The organism is Zhongshania aquatica (assembly GCF_027257955.1).
GTDB lineage: Bacteria > Pseudomonadota > Gammaproteobacteria > Pseudomonadales > Spongiibacteraceae > Spongiibacter > Spongiibacter aquatica.
The window spans coordinates 1-19,808 of the sequence record NZ_JANZNQ010000009.1 but is presented as its reverse complement, the minus strand read 5'-3'; the positions used below and the strand labels follow the sequence as shown (position 1 = coordinate 19,808).

Genomic DNA, 19,808 nt, shown 5'->3' with positions numbered 1-19,808 from the left:
AACACGACATAAACCGAGCTTGTGCACATCCGTGGCAAGCTCGGCTCCCACAGATTAAAAACGGACCTATTTCGATGCTAGCTAACGCCACTCGCCTGCTATGCACCGCCGGTATTTATTTTGCACTTACAAATCTGATGCTAGGCTGCCAAGCCACTCCTCAAGATTCAGACGCCGTAAGCCCTCCTCCGTTAAATACAGCCACCAAAATCAGCAAACTCTCAGAAGCGCAGCGGCAACTCAGCGCAATGCAATTTGCAATAGCCGAAGCTGATTTTCAGAGCATACTCAACACTAGTACCGACCAAATCACGCTTCAGCAAGCCCTAGCCGGTCTCACACTCGTTTACTTACACCCCAATAGCCCAGCATTTAATTTAAGCCTAGCTACGTCGACATTAGATCGCTTGTATCAGCAAATGATGCGCTGGCCTCAGAACGAACCCAGCTTAAACACGCTACTGTTTAGCCTGAAACTTTGCTTGGAGCAAAGGCTGAAGATAAACGAAGAAATTCACTTGCGAGAAATCGCGCAGGCAAAACAGCAGCAACTAATGAACGAAACTTTTACCCTACAAAGAGCGCTAGAAAAACTGCGCCAATTAACCCTGCAATAGCACGCGGGAAGTACCCTACTCACCTCGATTTAAATACGCCCCTAATTGACCGCGCAGACTTTGTATTTCCGCGTCGGTCTGCGCCATTAACATCGGCACTGTGCGCCAATGCTCTGTGCGTAAATGGGCCACCAAGCGACCTATTTGACCGCTATCATTGTGTGGCCCCAACACAATTAATTGCCAAGGTAGCTCAGTGAGCAATTCCGCCACACGAGCCAAATCACCAGTGTGATATATTTTCCAATGCTCAGCGCCCGGCAATAGCTCTATGACTTGTGCCAGAGCATCGCCCTCTTCAATCAACAACATATTACCCACCGCCGTCGCGGGTAAAAGATCACGCACGACCGCCGTTAGCTCCGCGCTTTCAACCGGTTTAACCAGATAGCCGCTGGCGCCAAGCAATAAACCCAGATCATGCTCATTTAACATCGACAACATCAGTACAGGCACACTTCCTAAAACAGGGTCGCCGCGTAAACTATGTAGTACCTGCCAGCCATCTAGCCCCGGCATCATCACATCCAGCACCACCAAATCAGGTCGATGTTGCCGCGCCATGACCAAGCCCTCGGCCCCAGATGAAGCAGTGCGAACATGGTAACCCTCGCGACTCAATGCCCGGTGACTTAAATCAAGCGCGGCAAGATCATCATCAATAACTAATATATCGCCACTGGCAGTCTTCTCAAGCCCTCCTATAGAATCACTTGCACCAACACCCACCGGTAGCCGCAACACAAACCGCGAGCCCCGTCCCAGTTCGCTGCTCGCCGTAATCGTACCACCCAGTAGTTCAGCAAATTTACGGGAAATGGTTAACCCTAAACCAGAACCACCATACTGTTTAGTGGTCGACAGATCGGCCTGCACAAAGGCATCAAATACGCGACCCAGTTGCTCTTCACTCATGCCAATGCCAGTGTCGCGCACCTCTGCAAGCAAATAATCGTGGCCATCCTCGGTAAGCTCAGAGACACTAAGAAACACATCGCCGGAGCGCGTAAACTTAGCGGCATTACTCAGCAGATTTAACAAAATCTGTCGCAGGCGTGTAACGTCGGTGCGAATACGCTCATTGCGTAAGTCAAAATCGCAATGCAGGATGTTGCGATTTTTTTCCATCAACGGCGCGACGGTAATTTCCACGTCGCGCAGCACCGCCTCTAAGGCAACGTCCTCCCAGAACACCGCCATGCGCCCAGATTCAATTTTGGAAATATCCAGCACGTCATTAATCAAGGTCAGCAGATGCTTGCCAGCTAATTGAATTTTTTCTAGGTCTGGCTGTAAATCGCTAACCGATAACTGCTCTTCTTCATCAATTTCTTCTAGCAGCATTTCGGAATAGCCGATGATGGCGTTCATAGGCGTACGCAGTTCATGGCTCATATTCGCCAAAAAGCCACTTTTCGCTTGGTTAGCGGCATCCGCGCGACGGCTTGCCTCGCGCGCACTTCCCATCGCCTGCCTGAGACTAGATGCCATGTCGTTGAAAGAATTGGCCAGCTGGCCAAACTCATCGCGCCCCATATCGCCAATACTGTAATCGAAGTTACCCTCGCCCCATTCAGAGGTACCTTTCTGAAGTTGGCGTATCGCGCGTCGCGTATAGCGCGTCATGTAGTACCCGAGTACGAAGGTCGTAATCAGCGCCAATAAAAATACCGCCAACGCTACCTTGTTGGTCATGCTAACCACTTCACGTAAGCCCACGTTTATTTCATCTGAGCGCGTTAATAAATACCATTCGTTGGCGCTAATACGCGAACTCAAGGCCTCGTACTCACGCTGCAGATCTTCACCGTGCGGCTCAAAATCAGACTCTAAAAACTGCCGCCAGTGCTGGAGCAAAAGAGCCGCATCCAATGGTTCATAACGCCCTTGTTCTAAATATTCTTGTAAGTCGTCGTTTAACTCCTCCTCTAACGCAACCAACGCATCAATACCACTAAGCAACTCTTTTCGCTCAGCAACGGTAATGCCATTTTGAGTACCTGACTCCGCCAAGGCATCGACCACGAGTATTTTTCTGTGGGTGCTGTACATGCGCTGGCTAAAATCGTTCAACTCTGACTGGGTGCGAATTACATGTTGAAGCAACCAGACATTCCTCCGTCGAGTATCGTTACCCCAAACCTGAATTAATACACTGCTTAAAGACAGTACCAGAATGGCAACGAACGAGAAGGTCAAACGGCGGGTAAAACTCATTGAGCAGCACCGAGAAGGTGTTCTATTTTCCCTAGTAATCTCGGCAAATCGACGGGCTTGGTATCGTAATCATCACAACCGGCCAGCAAGGCGCGCTGCCTATCGTCCGCCATGGCGTGGGCAGTCAAAGCAATAATCGGTATCGTTTGCAAAACCGCACTTGCCTTCATTTCTCTGGCAACCTGCCAGCCATCTTTAACCGGTAAACTCATATCTAATAGCATCAAATCCGGTTTAGCCTGCTCGCACATATCAATGCCTTGCTGGCCATCAACCGCTAGCAGTACCTCATAGCCTTTGCGTATTAGCCGCCGGCTTAGCATATCGCGGTTCATTTCATTATCTTCGACAAGTAATATCGTCGGCATTACAGCACCTTTACCTTATTCATCAAATGCACTTTGCAGCGCGCTTTGTAAATCTGAACTTGTCGATGTCAGCGTCAAAACATATTCGAACTCAGTACCTGCACTCTGGGCAGTCACTTTTGCATAACAGGCAACAACAAAGCCATCAATACTCACATCAACCAGCATGGGTAAAGGCTCAGCACTCCTAATACGCAATCTGTCGCCTGAGCGCGCCTCAACATCAACTGCATATTGCTTTGATGCAGTTTGTTTACCCGCCATCAGCGTAAGCTGCAGGCACATTTTATTTTTACTTAATTGCCAATCATCTAAAGGAGGTGAGAGCACTAAATCATAGGGCATGCCCACGCCCAAAATTTCAGTCAAGGCAACCGCATCACCCATACCCTTGAGCGAGACGGTGACCTTATCGCCAGACAAAACCTGCACCGAAGCGGCAGCCACGGTAGCCGGTGACGCAAGGATCTGTCCGCCCACCGTACACGATTCAATACGACCAGTCAGATTCACGTTATGGCCAACCACGCCGTACTTAGAGCGCAACTCAGAGCCCACATTTCCCGCCACCACATCGCCGGTATTCAAACCAATACCCATCGTTATTTCCGGCAGATTGTCCGCGCGGTTTAGCTTATTCACGTCCTGAATTGCTAACTGCATTGCCACTGCACAGGCTAGGGCTCGATCACAGTCGTCTTGATCACTCAGCGGCGCACCAAAAATCACCAAAATACCGTCACCGACAAACTCATCGACGGTACCTCTAAAGCGCTGAATCACTTCCGTCATCGCGCCAAAATAATTATTCAACAACTTCACGCACTGCTCGGGACCAAGCTGCTGACTCAAGGCGGAGAAGCCGCGAATATCCGCCATTAAAATCGTCACCTGACGCAGTTCGCCACCTAATTGCAAACCATCGTTATCATCAAGAAGGCGTTGAACAATCTCGTCAGAGAGGTAGCGACCAAATATCTTGCGGATAAAACGCTGACTTTTTTCCAGTTCAGCTAGATACTCACGCTCCCGATCACGCCAGCGCTTGGCCTCTAGCGAGGCGCCGATTCTAGCTCTTAGCAAAGTGCCGTTAACGGGCTTGAGCAGATAGTCGCTAGCGCCCGCATCAATACAGCGCACCGCGCCCTCTTCATCCTGCATACCACTGACTACCACAACAGGTATCCGGCGTAGGGCCTCGTCGTTACGAATAACCTGCAGAACTTCATAGCCATTCATATCCGGCATAACTAAGTCGAGCAAGACTAAATCTGGTTCGGCGCTGCGCATAATCTCTAAACAACGCTCGCCGCTTGCAGCCTCTATAACCATGAAATTCTGACGCTGCAACTGATGGGCTAATAGGTCACGCGTGCTGTCATTATCATCGACCACGAGGATACTGGCGGCCATATGCTCACGATCATCTCGGATAATACCGCGCTTAAAGCTTTTGAAAATGGCCGCGATGGGATCTGACGCCGACTTATCATCATCACCCAAGGTAAACTGCTCCAACCGCCCCTGGAATAGGCGAGATTGGTGCAGAATCTGACGGATGTATTCACAAGCCTCTTCGTCATCACAATCCTCTAGCAACATATCGCTATAGCCATCGATAAGACCAATGGCGTTCCTTAAGTCGTGTCGTAAGCGCGAGAGTTCGGTTTGTGAGTCCTTAGATAAACCTGAAATAGTGGCCAACATCTCGGCCATTGTCGCAGCGGCTGTGGCTATCTTGTTAACATCGGCCTTTAAACCACCAGTCTGAGAAACTGTGGCCAACTCCAGTAATGCCTCGGTAAATGCAAGCACAGACGCTAGCGGCGCCTGTAATGACTGACGCTGATCATCCAAATACGCTTTAAATATACGATCGCGATTACTCAAGAACCGTCTCCATCTGAAAAATCCACATGTAAGATTATTGCACTTCAACTACAAAATAGCATATCCCGCCGCGATATCTGCTAAGCAAATAGCCCCAAGCACTGGCCAACCCCGTCACTGCACACTATAATGCGCGCACGTTTTACGGTAACAGCCAGAAATTCTGCTAAGCCAAGCCCAAGTTAAGCCTCTCAGCTTTACGGAAACTGAGAATATCAGGCCACTAGGGGCAATAATTAAAACAACACCGCGAGTTCGGTTATAGCTTAATTAGAACAAGCGAACGTCGTTAAAATAAGGGCCCATAGCTCAGTTGGTTAGAGCATCCGACTCATAATCGGCAGGTCCCAGGTTCAAGTCCTGGTGGGCCCACCATTTTTAACAGCAACATGAACACCGCTAAATATCCCCTCAGAATACCTCGCCAGTTTAAGCTCTAGCCTCTTCCAGAAACGCCTACGTACATAAAATTCACGCTCTATCAGCCCAAAATAAACCTCTTACCATCCCTACTATTTAGACAACGCTATAAATTCGCCGATTACGACGATACCTACCTCAAGCTGAGCAGCGACTATTTCACAACAACAATAGATTTACATTCTTAATACAAGATACACCTATGAATGCGCTGTTGAAGACGCGTGAGACATTGGTTTGGCTAGCCCTAGTCCTAATGCTGCTGTCCATTAGCATTTGGGCGCTCAGTAGTCAAAGAAGCGCACTTGAAAGCGATAGTGGAGCGGCAATATTTGTTTTGCTCACTCTCACATTTTTCAAGGTCAGCCTAATCATGGGGTACTTTATGGAAGTACGTCATGCCAGCAATGATCTAAAAATACGCTACCAAATCTGGCTAATGACTATGTATATTTTGGTTACTGCCGCCAACGTGGGGGCCTTCAATTGAATACCAAGCCAAGTAAAAATAATGAAAATAAAATTACCGGTGACGCAATTATATGGGTCATAATTTGAGGTGAAATGACTAATTTTATGGTGGGCTTTGTCTACTACGGTTATATGCGTAACGACGCTGTTTCGCTTTTCCGGCAATCTCAAGAAGCGCTATGCATACCCACTGGCGCTAGCAATTCGTTAATTATGCTTTTCAGCTCATGGCTGATGGTTCGGGCCTTAAATAGTGTTAGAAGCGGAAAGTATAAGCTCGCATCTCCCTTTGTACTCGGGGCGATAGCCTGCGGCATTGCATGTACCACGCTAACTGGACTTCACTTTACCCACCTCGTCGTTGGAACCGGGCTACTCGCCTGCTACGTTTATATTTTACGATTTAAAACAATAACGCCCTTTGGAATAAAGGGCGCAACATTCAAGCCAGGAAATACGCCAAGCCTAAAACATCATTGATTCGATCATCAATTAAAAGAATCGCTAGGCCAACTTATATCCCAGTCACTAACAGGTATTGACGGTGCTTCAATCAAATTCGTTACCAACATATACCACCAGCTTGCCAATATTACCGCCGGTCATCAGTTTTGGCAGTGCCGCTTGAGCATTTTCTAAACCTTGAATAATATGATTTTTATTTATTAATTTTCCATCCAATAGCCATGTTTCCATGGTCGCTAGGACGTCATTGATTTGTTGCAAATAATCTAATATTAAAAACCCTTCCATACGCAGGCGCTTAGACGTAATTAAGGGCAAATTCTTTACACCATACTGTTCAGCATGGCCATATTGGGAAACACTACCTGACGCAACGATACGGCCGTTAATACACATATTGGGCAGAACCGCATCTAATATCTCACCGCCAACATTGTCAAAAAAGACTTGAACACCCTCAGGTATTACTTGAGAGATTGTCTGCTCTAAGTTTTCAGCCGCCTTGTAGTCTATGGCGTCATCGAGATGTAGGGTGTCCTTCAAAAACTGGCATTTCTTTGCACCACCAGCTAAGCCATACACTTCGGCACCGGCAGCTTTTGCAATTTGAGCCGCCATAATGCCCGTAGCCCCGGCTGCGCCACTAATGAGCACCCGTTCTCCCGCCTTTAGTTGACCCACCTTCATCAATCCAATAAAAGCAGACCAGCCTGTAATTCCCAATGTGCCTACATAAGCGTCCAAGGGTACATCTGCATGGGGCTTAATCTTCATTGTTATTCGATCGCCGAGCAAAGCATCTCCGTCGACTATCGTGTAATCAGCCCAACCTTGAATGGTCAGTACATAGTCACCTTCCGCAAAGGCTGGATGGCAAGAGGCGCCAACACGGGCAATGATATTGCCACGCATGATGTCGCCAATTTGCAATTGGGGTAAGTAATCTTCCCGCTCACTTAACCAAAGTAGGTTTGAGGCATCGAGGGAAAGCAAGCATGTACTAAGCAACACTTGCCCGTCTTTTAAAGACGGCAATGGTCGCGACTCCCAATGGAGTTCAGAGCCATCAAGGCCATCTTTTAGGTAATGGTCAATTACCCATGCGTGAAAATGATCAGGTTTAGACATTATTAAAACTCCTGCTAACGATAACTTACGTGTGTGATTCATAGACATCATTTCACTATTATGACTCCCTATGAACAGAGAATTTCAACAACGCCTACAGTGGATTCGCCTTTACGAACAGGTTGGTGATGCTGGCTATGTATGTCGCAGATGCGGTATATCAAGGCCTACTCTGCGGAAGTGGTGGCGCAGGTTTCAAGAACTTGGTGAGGCTGGCCTCGTTAGCCTCAGCACACGCCCAAAGTCATCGCCCGCACGAAAGGTAACTCCTAGTCATGAGCTACTTATTTTGGAGTTAAGGAAGACCCGCAACCTTGGCGCTAGACGAATTCAGAGTGAGTTACGACGGCTGCATAACACGTCATTTTCGCTCGCAACAATCCACAAAGTTTTAATCAAGCATCAAGTTAGTCCAGTTATAAAATACCGCACTAAAGCAGATTTTATACGCTATGAACGGCCAATTCCTGGCGACAGAGTCCAAATGGACACTTGTAAGATCAGCACCGGCCTTTACCAGTACACGTCTATTGATGACTGCACTAGGTACAGGGTTCTACGAATTTATAAGCGCCGTACAGCCGCGAATACACTTAATTTTATTGATTGTGTGGTGGAGGAAATGCCATTCCCAATTCAGCGGATTCAGACAGATAGAGGTCTTGAGTTTTTTGCCGAAAAAGTCCAAAAGAAATTAATGGGCTTGGGGATAAAGTTTCGCCCCAATAAGCCAGGTTCTCCTCACTTAAACGGGAAAGTAGAGCGATCACAAAAAACAGATAAAGCCGAGTTCTACGCAACCATCGATGTTCAGAGTGAAGACGTCCACAGCTTGCTCGCTGAGTGGCAACACTACTACAACTGGGACAGGCCACACAGCGCTCATGGTGGACGATCACCTATGGAGCGGTACTTTGATCTTAGCGCAGAAACCCCATTCTCCGATGAAGTCGCAGAGAGCTATAACCGATCTGATGAACGCATGCAAAATGCCAACTACAAGGTAGATTTGAAGTTGGCAAGATTGAAACGAGGTCTATGAATCACACAACTTACGCATAAAATGCGCCGAGACAAACGACCGTATTGTCAGGAGTATTTGCACTAGGGTCACTGTGATAAAGCGACAAAATCTGGGCTTTACTCGTTCATTTATAATAAGCGCGGCAGGAATGCCGAGGCGGACCAGCGGCTCGGTGCCCACTTCTCAATACCTAGGTCGACCGCAGCGCACACCTAAATCAGGCACTATTACTCATTTCTAGCCATTTTTATCTTAAATCAAAATTCAACACGATTTAACACTCTCGCGCTAGCGCCTCGTTTGCTAAATCGCTTTAATTGGAAACTTAACAACAAGTAAGCCGCTTTTGACATATGGATCACACACAACTGTGACAGCATATAGACGGGCGCCGCACTCCAAGGAGAGCGTAAATTAAAGCAAATCGACTCAAGAGAGCTAAACAATGCGTGATGAAAAGGACAAATTTGTCGGCAAAAGCGAGCATATAATGTCACTGGTAAAGAGCAGTAATTGTGAATCACAGAATTGCAGTACAGAGTCTAAAAGAATTAATAGTGGCTACCCTGAAATGGAACTCAACGCTAGCGACTTTCTAAAGTTGAGACACCAAATAGGCAGCGAAGCCACCCGCAAGATCAGCATTGACGAAAAAATAGAATATCTTAAGAAGGAGCTGGACTTCATAAGAAGAACATCGAGGAAACTATCTTAGTAACAAATATATAGCCACTCACGCCAATGCAACATTGAAACTGAATGAGCATTGACGCAGCTAAACTAGTAACAAGATGAAACTACCGATAGTAAGCCTTTCCCGTGGCTATAATCTGCCTAGTCAGTCGCTTCTAAATGCTTATTAATACGCAGTGCTAGGAGCGTACAAAGGGCACCAGAGATCAAATACAAGCTTACTGCCACCAGCCCAAAATGCACCGATAAACCCAGCGCAATAAGTGGCGCGAATGCGGCACCAAACAACCACGCTAAATCCGAGGTCAGTGCGGCACCAGAGTAGCGAAAACGGCGCTCAAAATTTGCGGTTACCGTGCCAGAAGCCTGTCCATAGGAAACACCCAGCAGTGCAAAGCCAATTAATATAAAGGCATCCTGCATGACGGGCGTACCGCTCATCAGCATCGGAGCGAATAGTGCGAAAATTCCGATTAAGACTGCCATTAGCGACACAGTAGTGCGCTTACCAATACGATCAGCGATGACTCCTGATGCAATGGTTGCCATAATTCCAATACAGGCGCCAAACACCTGAATAATAAGTACGTTGTCAATAAGCTGGGACTCGCCCAGCAAAATCCATGACAAGGGAAAGATGGTCACAATATGAAAAAGTGCATAACTTGCTAAGGCGGCGAACGCACCTAGAAAAATATTCGGGCCTTGTTTATCTAACATTTCACGGGTGCTAATAGGCTCAAGCTCGCTCTCTTCCAGAGCCTGCGTATACTCTTCTGTTAACACTAAGCGCAAACGAGCAAAGAGCGCGACAACATTTATCGCGAACGCCACAAAGAAGGGGTAACGCCAAGCCCATGCTTGGAAGTCTTCGCTACTCACGCTGTTAATTAGGTAAAAGAACAATAAATTAGCGATTAAAAAACCGATCGGCGCGCCAAGCTGGCCAATCATGGCGTACCAGCTGCGCTTGGCTTTAGGCGCATTCAGAACCAGAAGTGAAGGCAAACCATCCCAAGAACCGCCGAGTGCAAAGCCCTGTAATAGACGAAACATGGCTAGCAAAAATATAGATGCGCCACCCAAGGTATTATAACCGGGTAGAAAGGCGATACCGGCCGTTGCTGTGCCTAGTAGAAATAGCGAGGTAGTGAGTTTTACGCTGCGGCCCCAGCGGCGTTGAATATTCATAAACAAGGCCGTACCGAACGGTCTTGCTACAAAGGCCATCGAGAAAATAGCAAAGCCGTAGAGCATTCCCTCTAAGCTACTTACAAAGGGGAAAAACACACCTGGGAACACCAGTACGCAGGCGATACCGAACACGAAAAAGTCGAAATGCTCTGACGCTCGACCGATGACGACGCCAATGGCGATTTCGCCGGGCGCGACCGGAGAATGCCCCTCTGGGGTCTGCATTTCGGGTGCATTAGAATTGTCATTCGTCATGGGCTTAGCAGTACTGGACATGGCGTGGATATCATCCAAATTTAATAATTGGGCAAAGCCTACTCTTATTGCGTTGTGCCAACCATAGGACAAATTGTCCAATTCTATCGCCCAAGCAATTAGCTTAGAGTTCGCATCCTCACCTAATATCTGGACTTGCGAGTGGCGATGTCAATTCACAGAACTCTGCGCAATATTTTCTTTACGGCCATTATAGCGCTTCTCTCCGGCTGCGATACGGTAGTTATGTCTCCCTCTGGCGACATTGCTGCCCAGCAGGCAAACCTGATTGTATGGGCGACAATTCTTATGCTGATTGTTGTCGTGCCTGTCATCGTGCTCACGCTGCTCTTTGCATGGCGCTACCGTTCGAGTAACAAAGACGCCACTTACACCCCCAACTGGGATCACTCTACTAGTCTCGAATTGGTTATATGGGCCGCACCGCTAGCCATCATTATTGCTTTGGGCGCACTCACTTGGGTTAGCACTCACCAACTAGACCCCTACCGTCCGCTCGATCGTATCAGCAAGAACAAACCCGTTCCGGAAGGTGTTGAACCTTTAGTCGTGGAAGTGGTGGCCATGGACTGGAAATGGTTGTTCTTCTACCCGGAGCAAGGCATCGCGGTAGTAAATCAGCTGGCGGCGCCGGTTGATCGTCCGATTAAATTTAAGATCACCTCTACTACTATGATGAACTCGTTTTACATTCCCGCCTTAGCTGGACAAATCTACGCTATGGGCGGAATGGAAACCCAACTGAACGCGGTTATCAATGAAGTGGGGAGTTACGACGGTTTTTCTGCGAATTACTCTGGTGAAGGCTTTAGCCACATGCGCTTTAAGTTCCTTGGCATGACTGAGGCTAACTTTGATGACTGGGTCGCCAACGTTAAAACCAACGGCGATGAACTTTCCCGCACCGTTTACAAGGTGCTTGAAAAACCCAGCGAGAAAAATCCGGTGCATTACTACAGCAGCGTAGCGCCAGAACTTTACGACGCCATTCTCAACCGCTGTGTCGATGAGGGCTCCGTGTGCATGAAGGAATGGATGTCACCTCATCACAAAGGCCACGATTCATCGGCAAGCCCTAACGATCATCACGGGGGCCACCATGCTCAATAAATTTTTTGGCACTACGATTTCAATCGCCACGCGTTTGTCCCATTCACTGACAATGCCCCGTGGGCAGCGGTAATTTTCATGTCTGAACAGTTCGAACTAAGCAAGCTGATATTCGGTCGACTCAGCTGGGATTCAATCCCTCTACATGACCCAATTCTATTGGCGACGTTCATCGTCGTCGTGATAGGTGGCGGCGCGATTGTCGGTGCACTCACTTATTACAATGTCTGGGGTTATTTATGGCGCGAATGGATCACAAGCATCGATCATAAACGCATCGGTGTGATGTATATGATTTTAGGTATCGTGATGTTGCTGCGCGGCTTTGCCGATGCCATCATGATGCGAATCCATCAAGCCATGGCGTTTGGCGATGCGACTGGGTATTTACCTCCCCACCACTACGACCAGATCTTTACCGCCCACGGCGTAATCATGATTTTCTTCGTGGCCATGCCCTTCGTTGTTGGCTTAATGAACTACATTGTACCGCTGCAAATTGGCGCACGAGATGTCGCGTTTCCCTTCTTAAATAATTTAAGTTTTTGGATGACCGCAGCGGGCGCTGGCCTAGTAATGGCATCGCTATTTATCGGTGAATTCGCCAAATCTGGGTGGCTCGCTTATCCCCCTTTAACCGGCATATTGCAAAGCCCCGGCGTGGGGGTCGACTATTATATTTGGTCACTGCAGATAGCAGGGGTCGGCACATTACTGTCTGGCATCAACTTTGTAGTGACCATTGTTAAAATGCGCGCGCCCGGCATGACCATGATGAAAATGCCGGTGTTTGTGTGGACTGCGTTGTGTACCAACATTTTGATTGTCGCCGCCTTCCCGGTGCTGACTGCGGTGATGACATTACTGTCTCTTGATCGCTATCTGGGCATGAATTTCTTCACCAATGACCTTGGCGGCAACGCCATGATGTACGTCAACCTAATTTGGATCTGGGGTCATCCAGAGGTATACATACTCATTTTGCCTATCTTCGGCGTATTCTCCGAGATTGTGTCGACCTACAGCGGTAAACGTCTGTTCGGATACTCGTCGATGGTTTACGCCACACTAGTTATCACCATTCTGTCCTACTTAGTATGGCTACATCACTTCTTTACGATGGGCTCTGGGGCGACGGTGAATAGCTTCTTCGGCATCACCACGATGATTATCTCAATACCCACCGGTGCCAAGATATTTAACTGGTTATTCACTATGTACCGCGGCCGCATCGTATTTGATGTACCGATGTTGTGGACCGTCGGCTTTATGATTACCTTTGTTGTCGGCGGCATGACTGGGGTGTTATTAGCTGTACCACCTGCAGACTTTGTGCTGCATAACAGCCTGTTTCTGATTGCCCACTTCCATAATGTCATCATTGGTGGTGTGGTCTTTGGTACCTTCGCAGCGATTACTTACTGGTATCCAAAAGTAACCGGTTACAAACTCGATCCGTTCTGGGGTAAGGCGTCGTTCTGGTGCTGGTTCATCGGTTTCTACCTCGCCTTCATGCCGCTTTACCTGCTGGGCTTTATGGGTGTAACGCGACGAATGAGCCACTTCGACGATCCATCAATACAAATCTGGTTCCAAATAGCACTAGGGGGCGCGATACTCATTGGTATTGGCATTGCCTGCTTCTTAATTCAACTTTACGTCAGTTATAAAAAACGTGACTCACTGCGAGACGAAACCGGCGACCCTTGGAACGGCCGCACATTGGAGTGGTCTACCTCGTCACCACCACCCCAATATAACTTTGCATTTACACCACGAGTTTATGACAACGACGCCTGGTGGCAAATGAAAGCGAATGGTTTTGTGCGCCCAAGTACCGGCTTTATGCCGATCCACATGCCTAAAAATACTGCAGCCGGCATTGTCGTTGCTGGTATAAGCGCTGTGTTTGGCTTTGCGATGATTTGGCATATGTGGCTGCTAGGCGGACTGTCGTTTGCGGCATTATTGATCGCCATTATTGTTCATACCTTTAACTACAAGCGCGACTACTACATCCCCGTTGAAGAGGTAGAAAAAGTCGAGGCTGAATTTGAAGCCAAACGAAACGAGGTGCTTGCTTAAGATGTCTCATTCAACTGCATTACCCGCTGCGCCGGACAGTTTCGATTTTTTAGTGCGCGAAGAACATCACGTTGCCAACGGAACCTTGTTGGGTTTTTGGCTCTACCTAATGAGCGATTGCCTGATCTTCGCGGCACTATTTGCAACCTATAGCGTATTAAGCCAAAGCTACGCCGGAGGTCCAACTGGCGCGGAGTTGTTTGACCTACCACTGGTTGCCTTGAACACCAGCTTCCTTTTATTTTCGTCGATTACTTATGGTTTCGCCATGTTGCAAATGCAGCAGGGAAAACTGAAAGGAACAATGATTTGGCTAGCGATTACTGGTGTATTCGGTGCAGCCTTTTTGGGATTAGAGCTCTTTGAGTTTTATCATCTAATCCATGAAGGCGCGGGGCCACAGCGCAGCGCGTACTGGTCAGCCTTCTTTACACTGGTTGGCACACACGGTCTGCATGTGACGTTTGGCATCATTTGGCTCGCCACCCTACTAATCCAACTACGCAAGCACGGAATAACCGTCGCAAACCGTCGTCGTCTATTTTGCCTGTCCATGTTTTGGCATTTTCTGGACGTGGTTTGGATCGGCGTATTTACCATTGTCTATTTAATGGGGTCAATGTCATGAGCGAACACAATCAACACAGCCTAGACCACCATAACGATGAAGGGCCGCACAGCACATTTAGCGGCTATATGATTGGTTTTATGGCCTCGGTCATTCTTACCGCCATTCCCTTCTGGCTAGTGATGGCAGACGTGCTCAGCTCTCGCAATGCGACTGTCGTAGTCATTCTGGGTTTTGCCTTGGTGCAGATTCTTGTGCACATGGTTTATTTCCTCCACATGAATTTCCACTCTGAGGGCGGGTGGAATATGCTCTCACTGATTTTCACCCTCGTCTTATTATTCATTACCCTCGCAGGTTCGTTATGGGTGATGTACCACATGAACGCGAATATGATGCCCGGCATGATGACTGGCAGCAGCTAATAACGAATGCCCGCGCCGAAGCCATTAAGTCAGTTACTTAAACGATGGAGTCTTGCTGTCGTCGGCATTTTAGCCTTCTCGGGTTTCATCCTTCTTGGCAACTGGCAACTCGAACGCCGCGAGTGGAAACTGGATCTCATTCAACGCGTTAATGAGCGCGCTCACGCATCTCCACAAGCTGCACCATCTAAAGAACGCTGGCCTGTTATCAATAAGGCCAGCGATGAGTACCGGCGGGTATCAGTAAACGGACACTTTCTGCCAAACAATAACACCCTTGTTGTCGCCGCCAGCGAGCTGGGCAGTGGGTACTGGGTTATCACGCCCTTTAAACAGGAAGATGGCAGCATTGTCTTGATTAACCGGGGCTTTATTAACCAAGGCGTTGAAGCCACACCGGCATCAACAGAGTACCAACAGATAATTGGCCTACTGCGAATAAGTGAGCCCGATGGCAGTGCAGTGCGTGACAATGATCCTGATACAGGCCGTTGGTATTCACGAGACGTTGCCGCTATTGCGGCCAAACACAAACTAAGCGCCGCACCGTACTTCATAGATGCTGAGAAAAACGAGCTCAGCACAGAAATCTTTAGTCCCCAAGCAACCGTAGACCCAGTAGCTGGACTTACCGTCATTCGCTTTCATAACAGCCATCTCGTTTATGCCATTACTTGGTACAGCTTAGCACTTATGGTTGTCGGCGCAGCTGTCATTATTGTTCGTGAAGAAAAACGCGCAAACCTAGACTGACACGACTGCGACTTAAGCGCACAGATAAGTATACTGTAGCCAATACCCAGACATTATTGATGACAGATTCTGCATGATAAGCAAAGAGCTTCAAGCCTATAGTCAGTCCGAAACTACGGACACCGACACCCGCGGCAAACACATGCGCCAACTTGTCCAGCTTCGCTGGATGGCAGTTTTGGGTCAATTCCTAACAATCTTGGTGACGCATTACGGCTTTGGTGTAGAACTGCCAATGAACGTCATGTTGGCCGTATTAGCTGGACTTATTGTTTTTAACGCACTGAATGAGCTGGGGCTAAAATTTCGTCATAGAGTCGGAACTGCTGAGCTATTTGTGGGTTTGCTCGTAGACATGGGCACGCTTACCATCCAGCTTTATCTAAGCGGTGGCGCAACAAACCCTTTCGTTTTCCTCTACCTTTTGCAGGTCGGACTCGCTGCGGTTCTCATGGCGCCATCGTATGCTTGGGCCTTGCTTGGCGTAGCCACGGGGTGTTTTCTATGGCTCGCCGAAGCGGGCCGACCTCTTGATTTACCCCAGGACTATCATCTAGGTATACGCAGCTACTATGTCGAAGGGATGCTCATTTGCTTAGTACTTAATGCCGCCTTACTCGTCGTTTTTATCAACCGGATAAACCAAACCCACCGCGAACACGACGCGCGTTTAGCGGAATTACGCCAGCGAGCCGCCGAAGAAGAGCATATTCTGCGAATGGGCTTGCTGGCATCGGGTGCGGCCCACGAATTGGGTACCCCCTTATCTACTATCGCGGTTATCCTCGGCGACTGGCGCCATATGCCAATTCTGAATTCAGATCCCGATCTCAGTGAAGAAATCACTGAAATGCAAACTCAGGTGCAACGCTGCAAATCCATTGTTAGCGGTATATTAATGTCAGCAGGCGAAACACGCGGAGAATCTTCCGAAGAAACCAGTGTTTGCGAATTCTTTGACGAACTTGTGGCGGAATGGCAGAGCACGCGCAAAGTGGGCGAATTCAGTTTTCAAAACCAATTTGGCGAAGATCTAGATATAGCCTCAGATACCGTGTTAAAACAAACCGTCTGCAATCTTCTGGATAACGCATTAGAAGCCTCTCCAAATTGGGTTCGTCTTGAGGTTTTTAGGCAGGAAGATACATTACTCATTCGCGTCCTTGATCGTGGCCCAGGTTTTGCCAAAGAAATTTTCGACCGCCTAGGGCAGCCCTATCAATCTACAAAGGGTAAACCTGGCAGCGGGCTTGGCCTATTTCTGGTTTTCAACGTAGCACGTATATTGGGTGGCCAAGTTAAGGCATGGAATCGTCCAGAAGGCGGCGCCGAAATAAATCTGCGTTTGCCACTAGACGTACTTCAATTAAAAGAGCGATAAGCGAATGCAAGATGACACCAGCGCCAGCCCCCGCAAATTAATTATCATTGAAGACGATGCTGCGTTCGCTAGAACCCTAGGGCGCTCTTTCGAGCGGCGAGGCTACACAGTCATAAGTACCAATGGCTTAGAGGGCGCCCTAGTCCTGTTGGAAGATCATTCACCGAGTTATGCCGTCGTCGATCTTAAGCTTGATGGCGAAGCGTCAGGACTCGCCTGCGTGCAAGCATTACATAAACACGACCCGGAAATGCTTATCGTGGTGCTAACTGGGTATGCCAGCATCGCCACTGCGGTGGAGGCGGTTAAACTCGGCGCCTGCCACTACTTAGCTAAGCCCTCGAATACCGACGACATAGAAGCCGCATTTAATAGCGCCGAAGGCAACGTAGCTATCGAAATTCGTGGCCGCGCCACATCAATAAAAACGCTAGAGTGGGAACGCATACATGAAACTTTAGCCGAAACTGGCTTTAATATTTCCGAGACCGCGAGAAGATTAGGTATGCACAGAAGAACATTGGCCCGAAAATTGGCAAAACAGCAGGTCAAATAAGTATATTTCGTCCGCTATCGCTCAAGAAACTAGACAGAATCCCACCTCACAATCGCTATTTACCTCTGTTTTTCATCTAGTTACAAAATATCTAAGTACTTCTCCCAGTTCACCATCGGAAATAGAAATCCTACAATCGGAGCATCGCTAATAAATCGCTGAAATAATGATGAGCAGCCCGCCAAATCATGACAATAAAACCAACGATACCGGCTCGGTCAGTGATCTTCTGGCCAGAACTAAGGCCATTGTAGATACCATTGTTGATGGCGTTATTACCATTAGCGACTGCGGGCTCATTGAAACCGTAAATCCCGCCGCAGAAAATATATTCGGCTACCGTCTCGATGAGTTGACCGGAAAAAATGTGTCAATGCTTATGCCCAATCCCTACAGAGCTGAACATGACCAATATTTAGACAACTACCTGAGTACTGGTGAGAAGAAGATCATCGGCATCGGCAGAGAAGTTACCGGCTTGCGTAAAAATGGCAGCACGTTCCCTCTTGAACTCGCCATTAGCGAAATGGAAGTCAATGGGCAGCGGATGTTTACCGGTATTGTGCGCGACATCTCTGAACGAAAAGAAACTGAAGAACAGCTGCGCAGTGCGATCCGGCGAGTGCATGAACAGCAAATCAAAGACGAATTCATCGCTACTGTTAGTCATGAACTCCGCACACCGCTAACATCAATTAAAGCCTCATTAGAACTCATTATTGGCGGTGCTATAAAGCCAAATTCTAGTCAAGGTGACATGTTAATTAACATCGCGCACAAGAACAGTGATCGTTTGCTCTTACTCATTAACGACATTCTAGATATATCAAAAATAGAATCTGAAAAGATGCAGTTCAACAAACAAGTTATACGAGTAAAACCATTTCTTGAAACCGCTATATTCGACAATCAAGCCTATGCTGAAAAGCACCATGTGAAATTTGCATTAATCTTCTGCCCAGATCCTATTTATATTGATGTGGATCCTGATCGACTAATGCAAGTTATGAGTAACTTGATGTCGAACGCTGCAAAATTCTCTAATCAAGATTCCATCATTGAAATAACTGCTAAATTGATGGATGACAAAATTCGTATTGCGGTATGTGATAAAGGCCGTGGTATTCCACTAGATTTCCAAAGCAGAGTTTTCGAAAAATTCACGCAGGCGGACACCTCAGACAAAAGAGCGATGAGCGGCACTGGACTTGGCCTCCATATTTCAAAAGCTATCGTTGAGCAACACCAAGGCACACTTTCTTTTAAGTCTGAACCCGACAAAGGCAGCGAATTTTACATCGACCTTCAGCGCGCCAACCCCACAAAAAGCAGCCCTTAATGAATACTTCAGTAGAATTTACCAAAATAATGTACGTTGAGGACGAACCCGATATTCGCCTTGTAGCTGAAATTGCACTTAAGCAAGTCGCAGGATTCGATCTAAAAATATGTTCCGATGGCTACGAAGGGCTGGATGAGATAGGTAACTTTAAACCACAACTCGTGCTTCTAGACGTAATGATGCCGGGCATGGACGGCCCACAGTTATTAAAACGAATTAAAGAAATGCCGGAATTTGCCGATATACCAATAGTATTTATGACCGCGAAAGCACAAGCCGATGAAGTCGAAAAGCTAAAGAAAATGGGTGCCGAAAATGTGATTACCAAGCCATTTAATCCGATGACATTAGGCAACGAGATTAGAACAATTTGGCAGAACTATCATGAATCAAAACAGTAAAAGTAGTTCAGACTCGGTAGACACTCAGCTAGCTGAGTTGCAAGAAAGTTACGTCTTAAAACTAGATCAAAAGCTTACTGAGATCATGGATCTTTGGCTTAACTGTAAAACATCAGGCCATTCCAAAGAATCTATGCATAAGCTATATCGTGCGGTCCATGCAGTTGCGGGAACCTCATCAATTTTAAACATTACTGCGGTAAGCCGAGTTTGTGTAGGGATACAGAACATCTTACTCCCAATGACAAATGGCAGTAGCGATATTGATCAAAGTATCCCCCTACTCGAAGCTCAATTGTAACCGTCCGGCGAACTCACCTTTCCATTCGATTTTAAGCTAGTAGCCTTGGTGTCCACCTCATTTTAAGTGGACACCTATTATGAATACTCAAGGATTACTTCCCTCTCCAAGCACGCCACCGCG

At 47.6% G+C, this 19,808-nt stretch carries 19 protein-coding genes and 1 tRNA gene; 15 read left to right on the top strand and 5 right to left on the bottom strand.

Translation table 11 applies throughout. The annotated features are described in order from the left end of the window. Nucleotides 1-74 precede the first annotated feature (74 nt). Nucleotides 75-617, top strand: coding sequence for a hypothetical protein (locus tag O9X78_RS10670; protein WP_269619669.1), 543 nt, complete (start codon nucleotides 75-77; stop codon nucleotides 615-617). Nucleotides 618-632: 15 nt separating this feature from the next. Here O9X78_RS10670 and O9X78_RS10665 read toward each other — a convergent pair whose 3' ends face one another. The 3 genes from O9X78_RS10665 to O9X78_RS10655 are packed head-to-tail and all read right to left on the bottom strand — an operon-like array spanning nucleotide 633 to nucleotide 5,092. Continuing rightward, entirely contained in the window at nucleotides 633-2,834 is a 2,202-nt protein-coding gene (locus O9X78_RS10665) for an ATP-binding protein (RefSeq protein WP_269619668.1), read from the bottom strand. After that, nucleotides 2,831-3,202, bottom strand: coding sequence for a response regulator (locus O9X78_RS10660; protein WP_269619667.1), 372 nt, complete (start codon nucleotides 3,200-3,202; stop codon nucleotides 2,831-2,833). Before O9X78_RS10660 ends, O9X78_RS10665 begins: the two co-directional genes overlap by 4 nt. A 15-nt stretch (nucleotides 3,203-3,217) precedes the next feature. Beyond that, complete coding sequence (locus tag O9X78_RS10655; protein ID WP_269619666.1) at nucleotides 3,218-5,092, bottom strand: response regulator; 1,875 nt, start codon at nucleotides 5,090-5,092, stop codon at nucleotides 3,218-3,220. 298 nt (nucleotides 5,093-5,390) lie between these two features. Between O9X78_RS10655 and O9X78_RS10650 the strand changes: the two genes are divergently transcribed. The 3 genes from O9X78_RS10650 to O9X78_RS10640 all read left to right on the top strand — a co-directional run bounded on the left by O9X78_RS10650 (nucleotide 5,391) and on the right by O9X78_RS10640 (nucleotide 6,463). After that, nucleotides 5,391-5,467, top strand: a tRNA-Ile gene (locus tag O9X78_RS10650). Nucleotides 5,468-5,714: 247 nt separating this feature from the next. After that, on the top strand, nucleotides 5,715-6,002 hold the full coding sequence (locus O9X78_RS10645; protein ID WP_269619665.1) for a cytochrome C oxidase subunit IV family protein: 288 nt from the start codon (nucleotides 5,715-5,717) through the stop codon (nucleotides 6,000-6,002). 74 nt (nucleotides 6,003-6,076) lie between these two features. Next, the gene (locus tag O9X78_RS10640) at nucleotides 6,077-6,463 is read left to right on the top strand and encodes a cytochrome c oxidase subunit 3 family protein (protein ID WP_269619664.1); all 387 of its coding nucleotides are present in this window, start codon (nucleotides 6,077-6,079) and stop codon (nucleotides 6,461-6,463) included. 69 nt (nucleotides 6,464-6,532) lie between these two features. Here O9X78_RS10640 and O9X78_RS10635 read toward each other — a convergent pair whose 3' ends face one another. After that, nucleotides 6,533-7,576: an MDR family NADP-dependent oxidoreductase gene (locus O9X78_RS10635; protein ID WP_269619663.1), complete on the bottom strand. Its 1,044-nt coding sequence runs from the start codon at nucleotides 7,574-7,576 to the stop codon at nucleotides 6,533-6,535. Nucleotides 7,577-7,646: 70 nt separating this feature from the next. Between O9X78_RS10635 and O9X78_RS10630 the strand changes: the two genes are divergently transcribed. Then, nucleotides 7,647-8,618: an IS481 family transposase gene (locus O9X78_RS10630; protein ID WP_269619662.1), complete on the top strand. Its 972-nt coding sequence runs from the start codon at nucleotides 7,647-7,649 to the stop codon at nucleotides 8,616-8,618. Nucleotides 8,619-9,434: 816 nt separating this feature from the next. On the opposite strand, the gene O9X78_RS10625 is transcribed toward O9X78_RS10630, so the two are convergent. After that, nucleotides 9,435-10,844, bottom strand: a complete 1,410-nt coding sequence (locus O9X78_RS10625; protein ID WP_269619661.1) for an MFS transporter — start codon at nucleotides 10,842-10,844, stop codon at nucleotides 9,435-9,437. A gap of 66 nt (nucleotides 10,845-10,910) precedes the next feature. Here O9X78_RS10625 and cyoA point away from each other — a divergent pair, with 66 nt between their 5' ends. The 10 genes from cyoA (at nucleotide 10,911) to O9X78_RS10575 (ending at nucleotide 19,685) form a co-directional block, all read left to right on the top strand. Then, a complete protein-coding gene (cyoA, locus tag O9X78_RS10620) occupies nucleotides 10,911-11,873 on the top strand; it encodes a ubiquinol oxidase subunit II (RefSeq protein WP_269619660.1) in 963 nt (320 codons plus the stop codon). Between the two features lie 78 nt (nucleotides 11,874-11,951). After that, nucleotides 11,952-13,958, top strand: a complete 2,007-nt coding sequence (gene cyoB / locus O9X78_RS10615) for a cytochrome o ubiquinol oxidase subunit I (RefSeq protein ID WP_269619658.1) — start codon at nucleotides 11,952-11,954, stop codon at nucleotides 13,956-13,958. Between the two features lies 1 nt (nucleotide 13,959). Next, nucleotides 13,960-14,586 carry a cytochrome o ubiquinol oxidase subunit III gene (cyoC, locus tag O9X78_RS10610; protein WP_269619657.1) on the top strand — a complete coding sequence of 209 codons (627 nt, stop codon included), beginning with the start codon at nucleotides 13,960-13,962 and terminating at the stop codon, nucleotides 14,584-14,586. Next, on the top strand, nucleotides 14,583-14,951 hold the full coding sequence (gene cyoD, locus O9X78_RS10605) for a cytochrome o ubiquinol oxidase subunit IV (protein WP_269619656.1): 369 nt from the start codon (nucleotides 14,583-14,585) through the stop codon (nucleotides 14,949-14,951). Before cyoC ends, cyoD begins: the two co-directional genes overlap by 4 nt. 6 nt (nucleotides 14,952-14,957) lie before the next feature. Next, a complete protein-coding gene (locus O9X78_RS10600) occupies nucleotides 14,958-15,704 on the top strand; it encodes an SURF1 family protein (protein ID WP_269619655.1) in 747 nt (248 codons plus the stop codon). 73 nt (nucleotides 15,705-15,777) lie between these two features. After that, nucleotides 15,778-17,085: an ATP-binding protein gene (locus O9X78_RS10595; protein ID WP_269619654.1), complete on the top strand. Its 1,308-nt coding sequence runs from the start codon at nucleotides 15,778-15,780 to the stop codon at nucleotides 17,083-17,085. A 4-nt stretch (nucleotides 17,086-17,089) separates the two neighbouring features. After that, nucleotides 17,090-17,641 (top strand): response regulator transcription factor, encoded by a 552-nt coding sequence (locus tag O9X78_RS10590; protein ID WP_269619653.1) that lies wholly within the window; start codon nucleotides 17,090-17,092, stop codon nucleotides 17,639-17,641. A 169-nt stretch (nucleotides 17,642-17,810) separates the two neighbouring features. Next, nucleotides 17,811-18,980 (top strand): sensor histidine kinase, encoded by a 1,170-nt coding sequence (locus O9X78_RS10585; RefSeq protein WP_269619652.1) that lies wholly within the window; start codon nucleotides 17,811-17,813, stop codon nucleotides 18,978-18,980. Next, nucleotides 18,980-19,384: a response regulator gene (locus O9X78_RS10580; protein WP_269619651.1), complete on the top strand. Its 405-nt coding sequence runs from the start codon at nucleotides 18,980-18,982 to the stop codon at nucleotides 19,382-19,384. The genes O9X78_RS10585 and O9X78_RS10580 overlap by 1 nt, the downstream gene beginning before the upstream one ends. Next, nucleotides 19,368-19,685, top strand: a complete 318-nt coding sequence (locus tag O9X78_RS10575; RefSeq protein ID WP_269619650.1) for an Hpt domain-containing protein — start codon at nucleotides 19,368-19,370, stop codon at nucleotides 19,683-19,685. The genes O9X78_RS10580 and O9X78_RS10575 overlap by 17 nt, the downstream gene beginning before the upstream one ends. The last annotated feature ends 123 nt before the right edge of the window (nucleotides 19,686-19,808 follow it).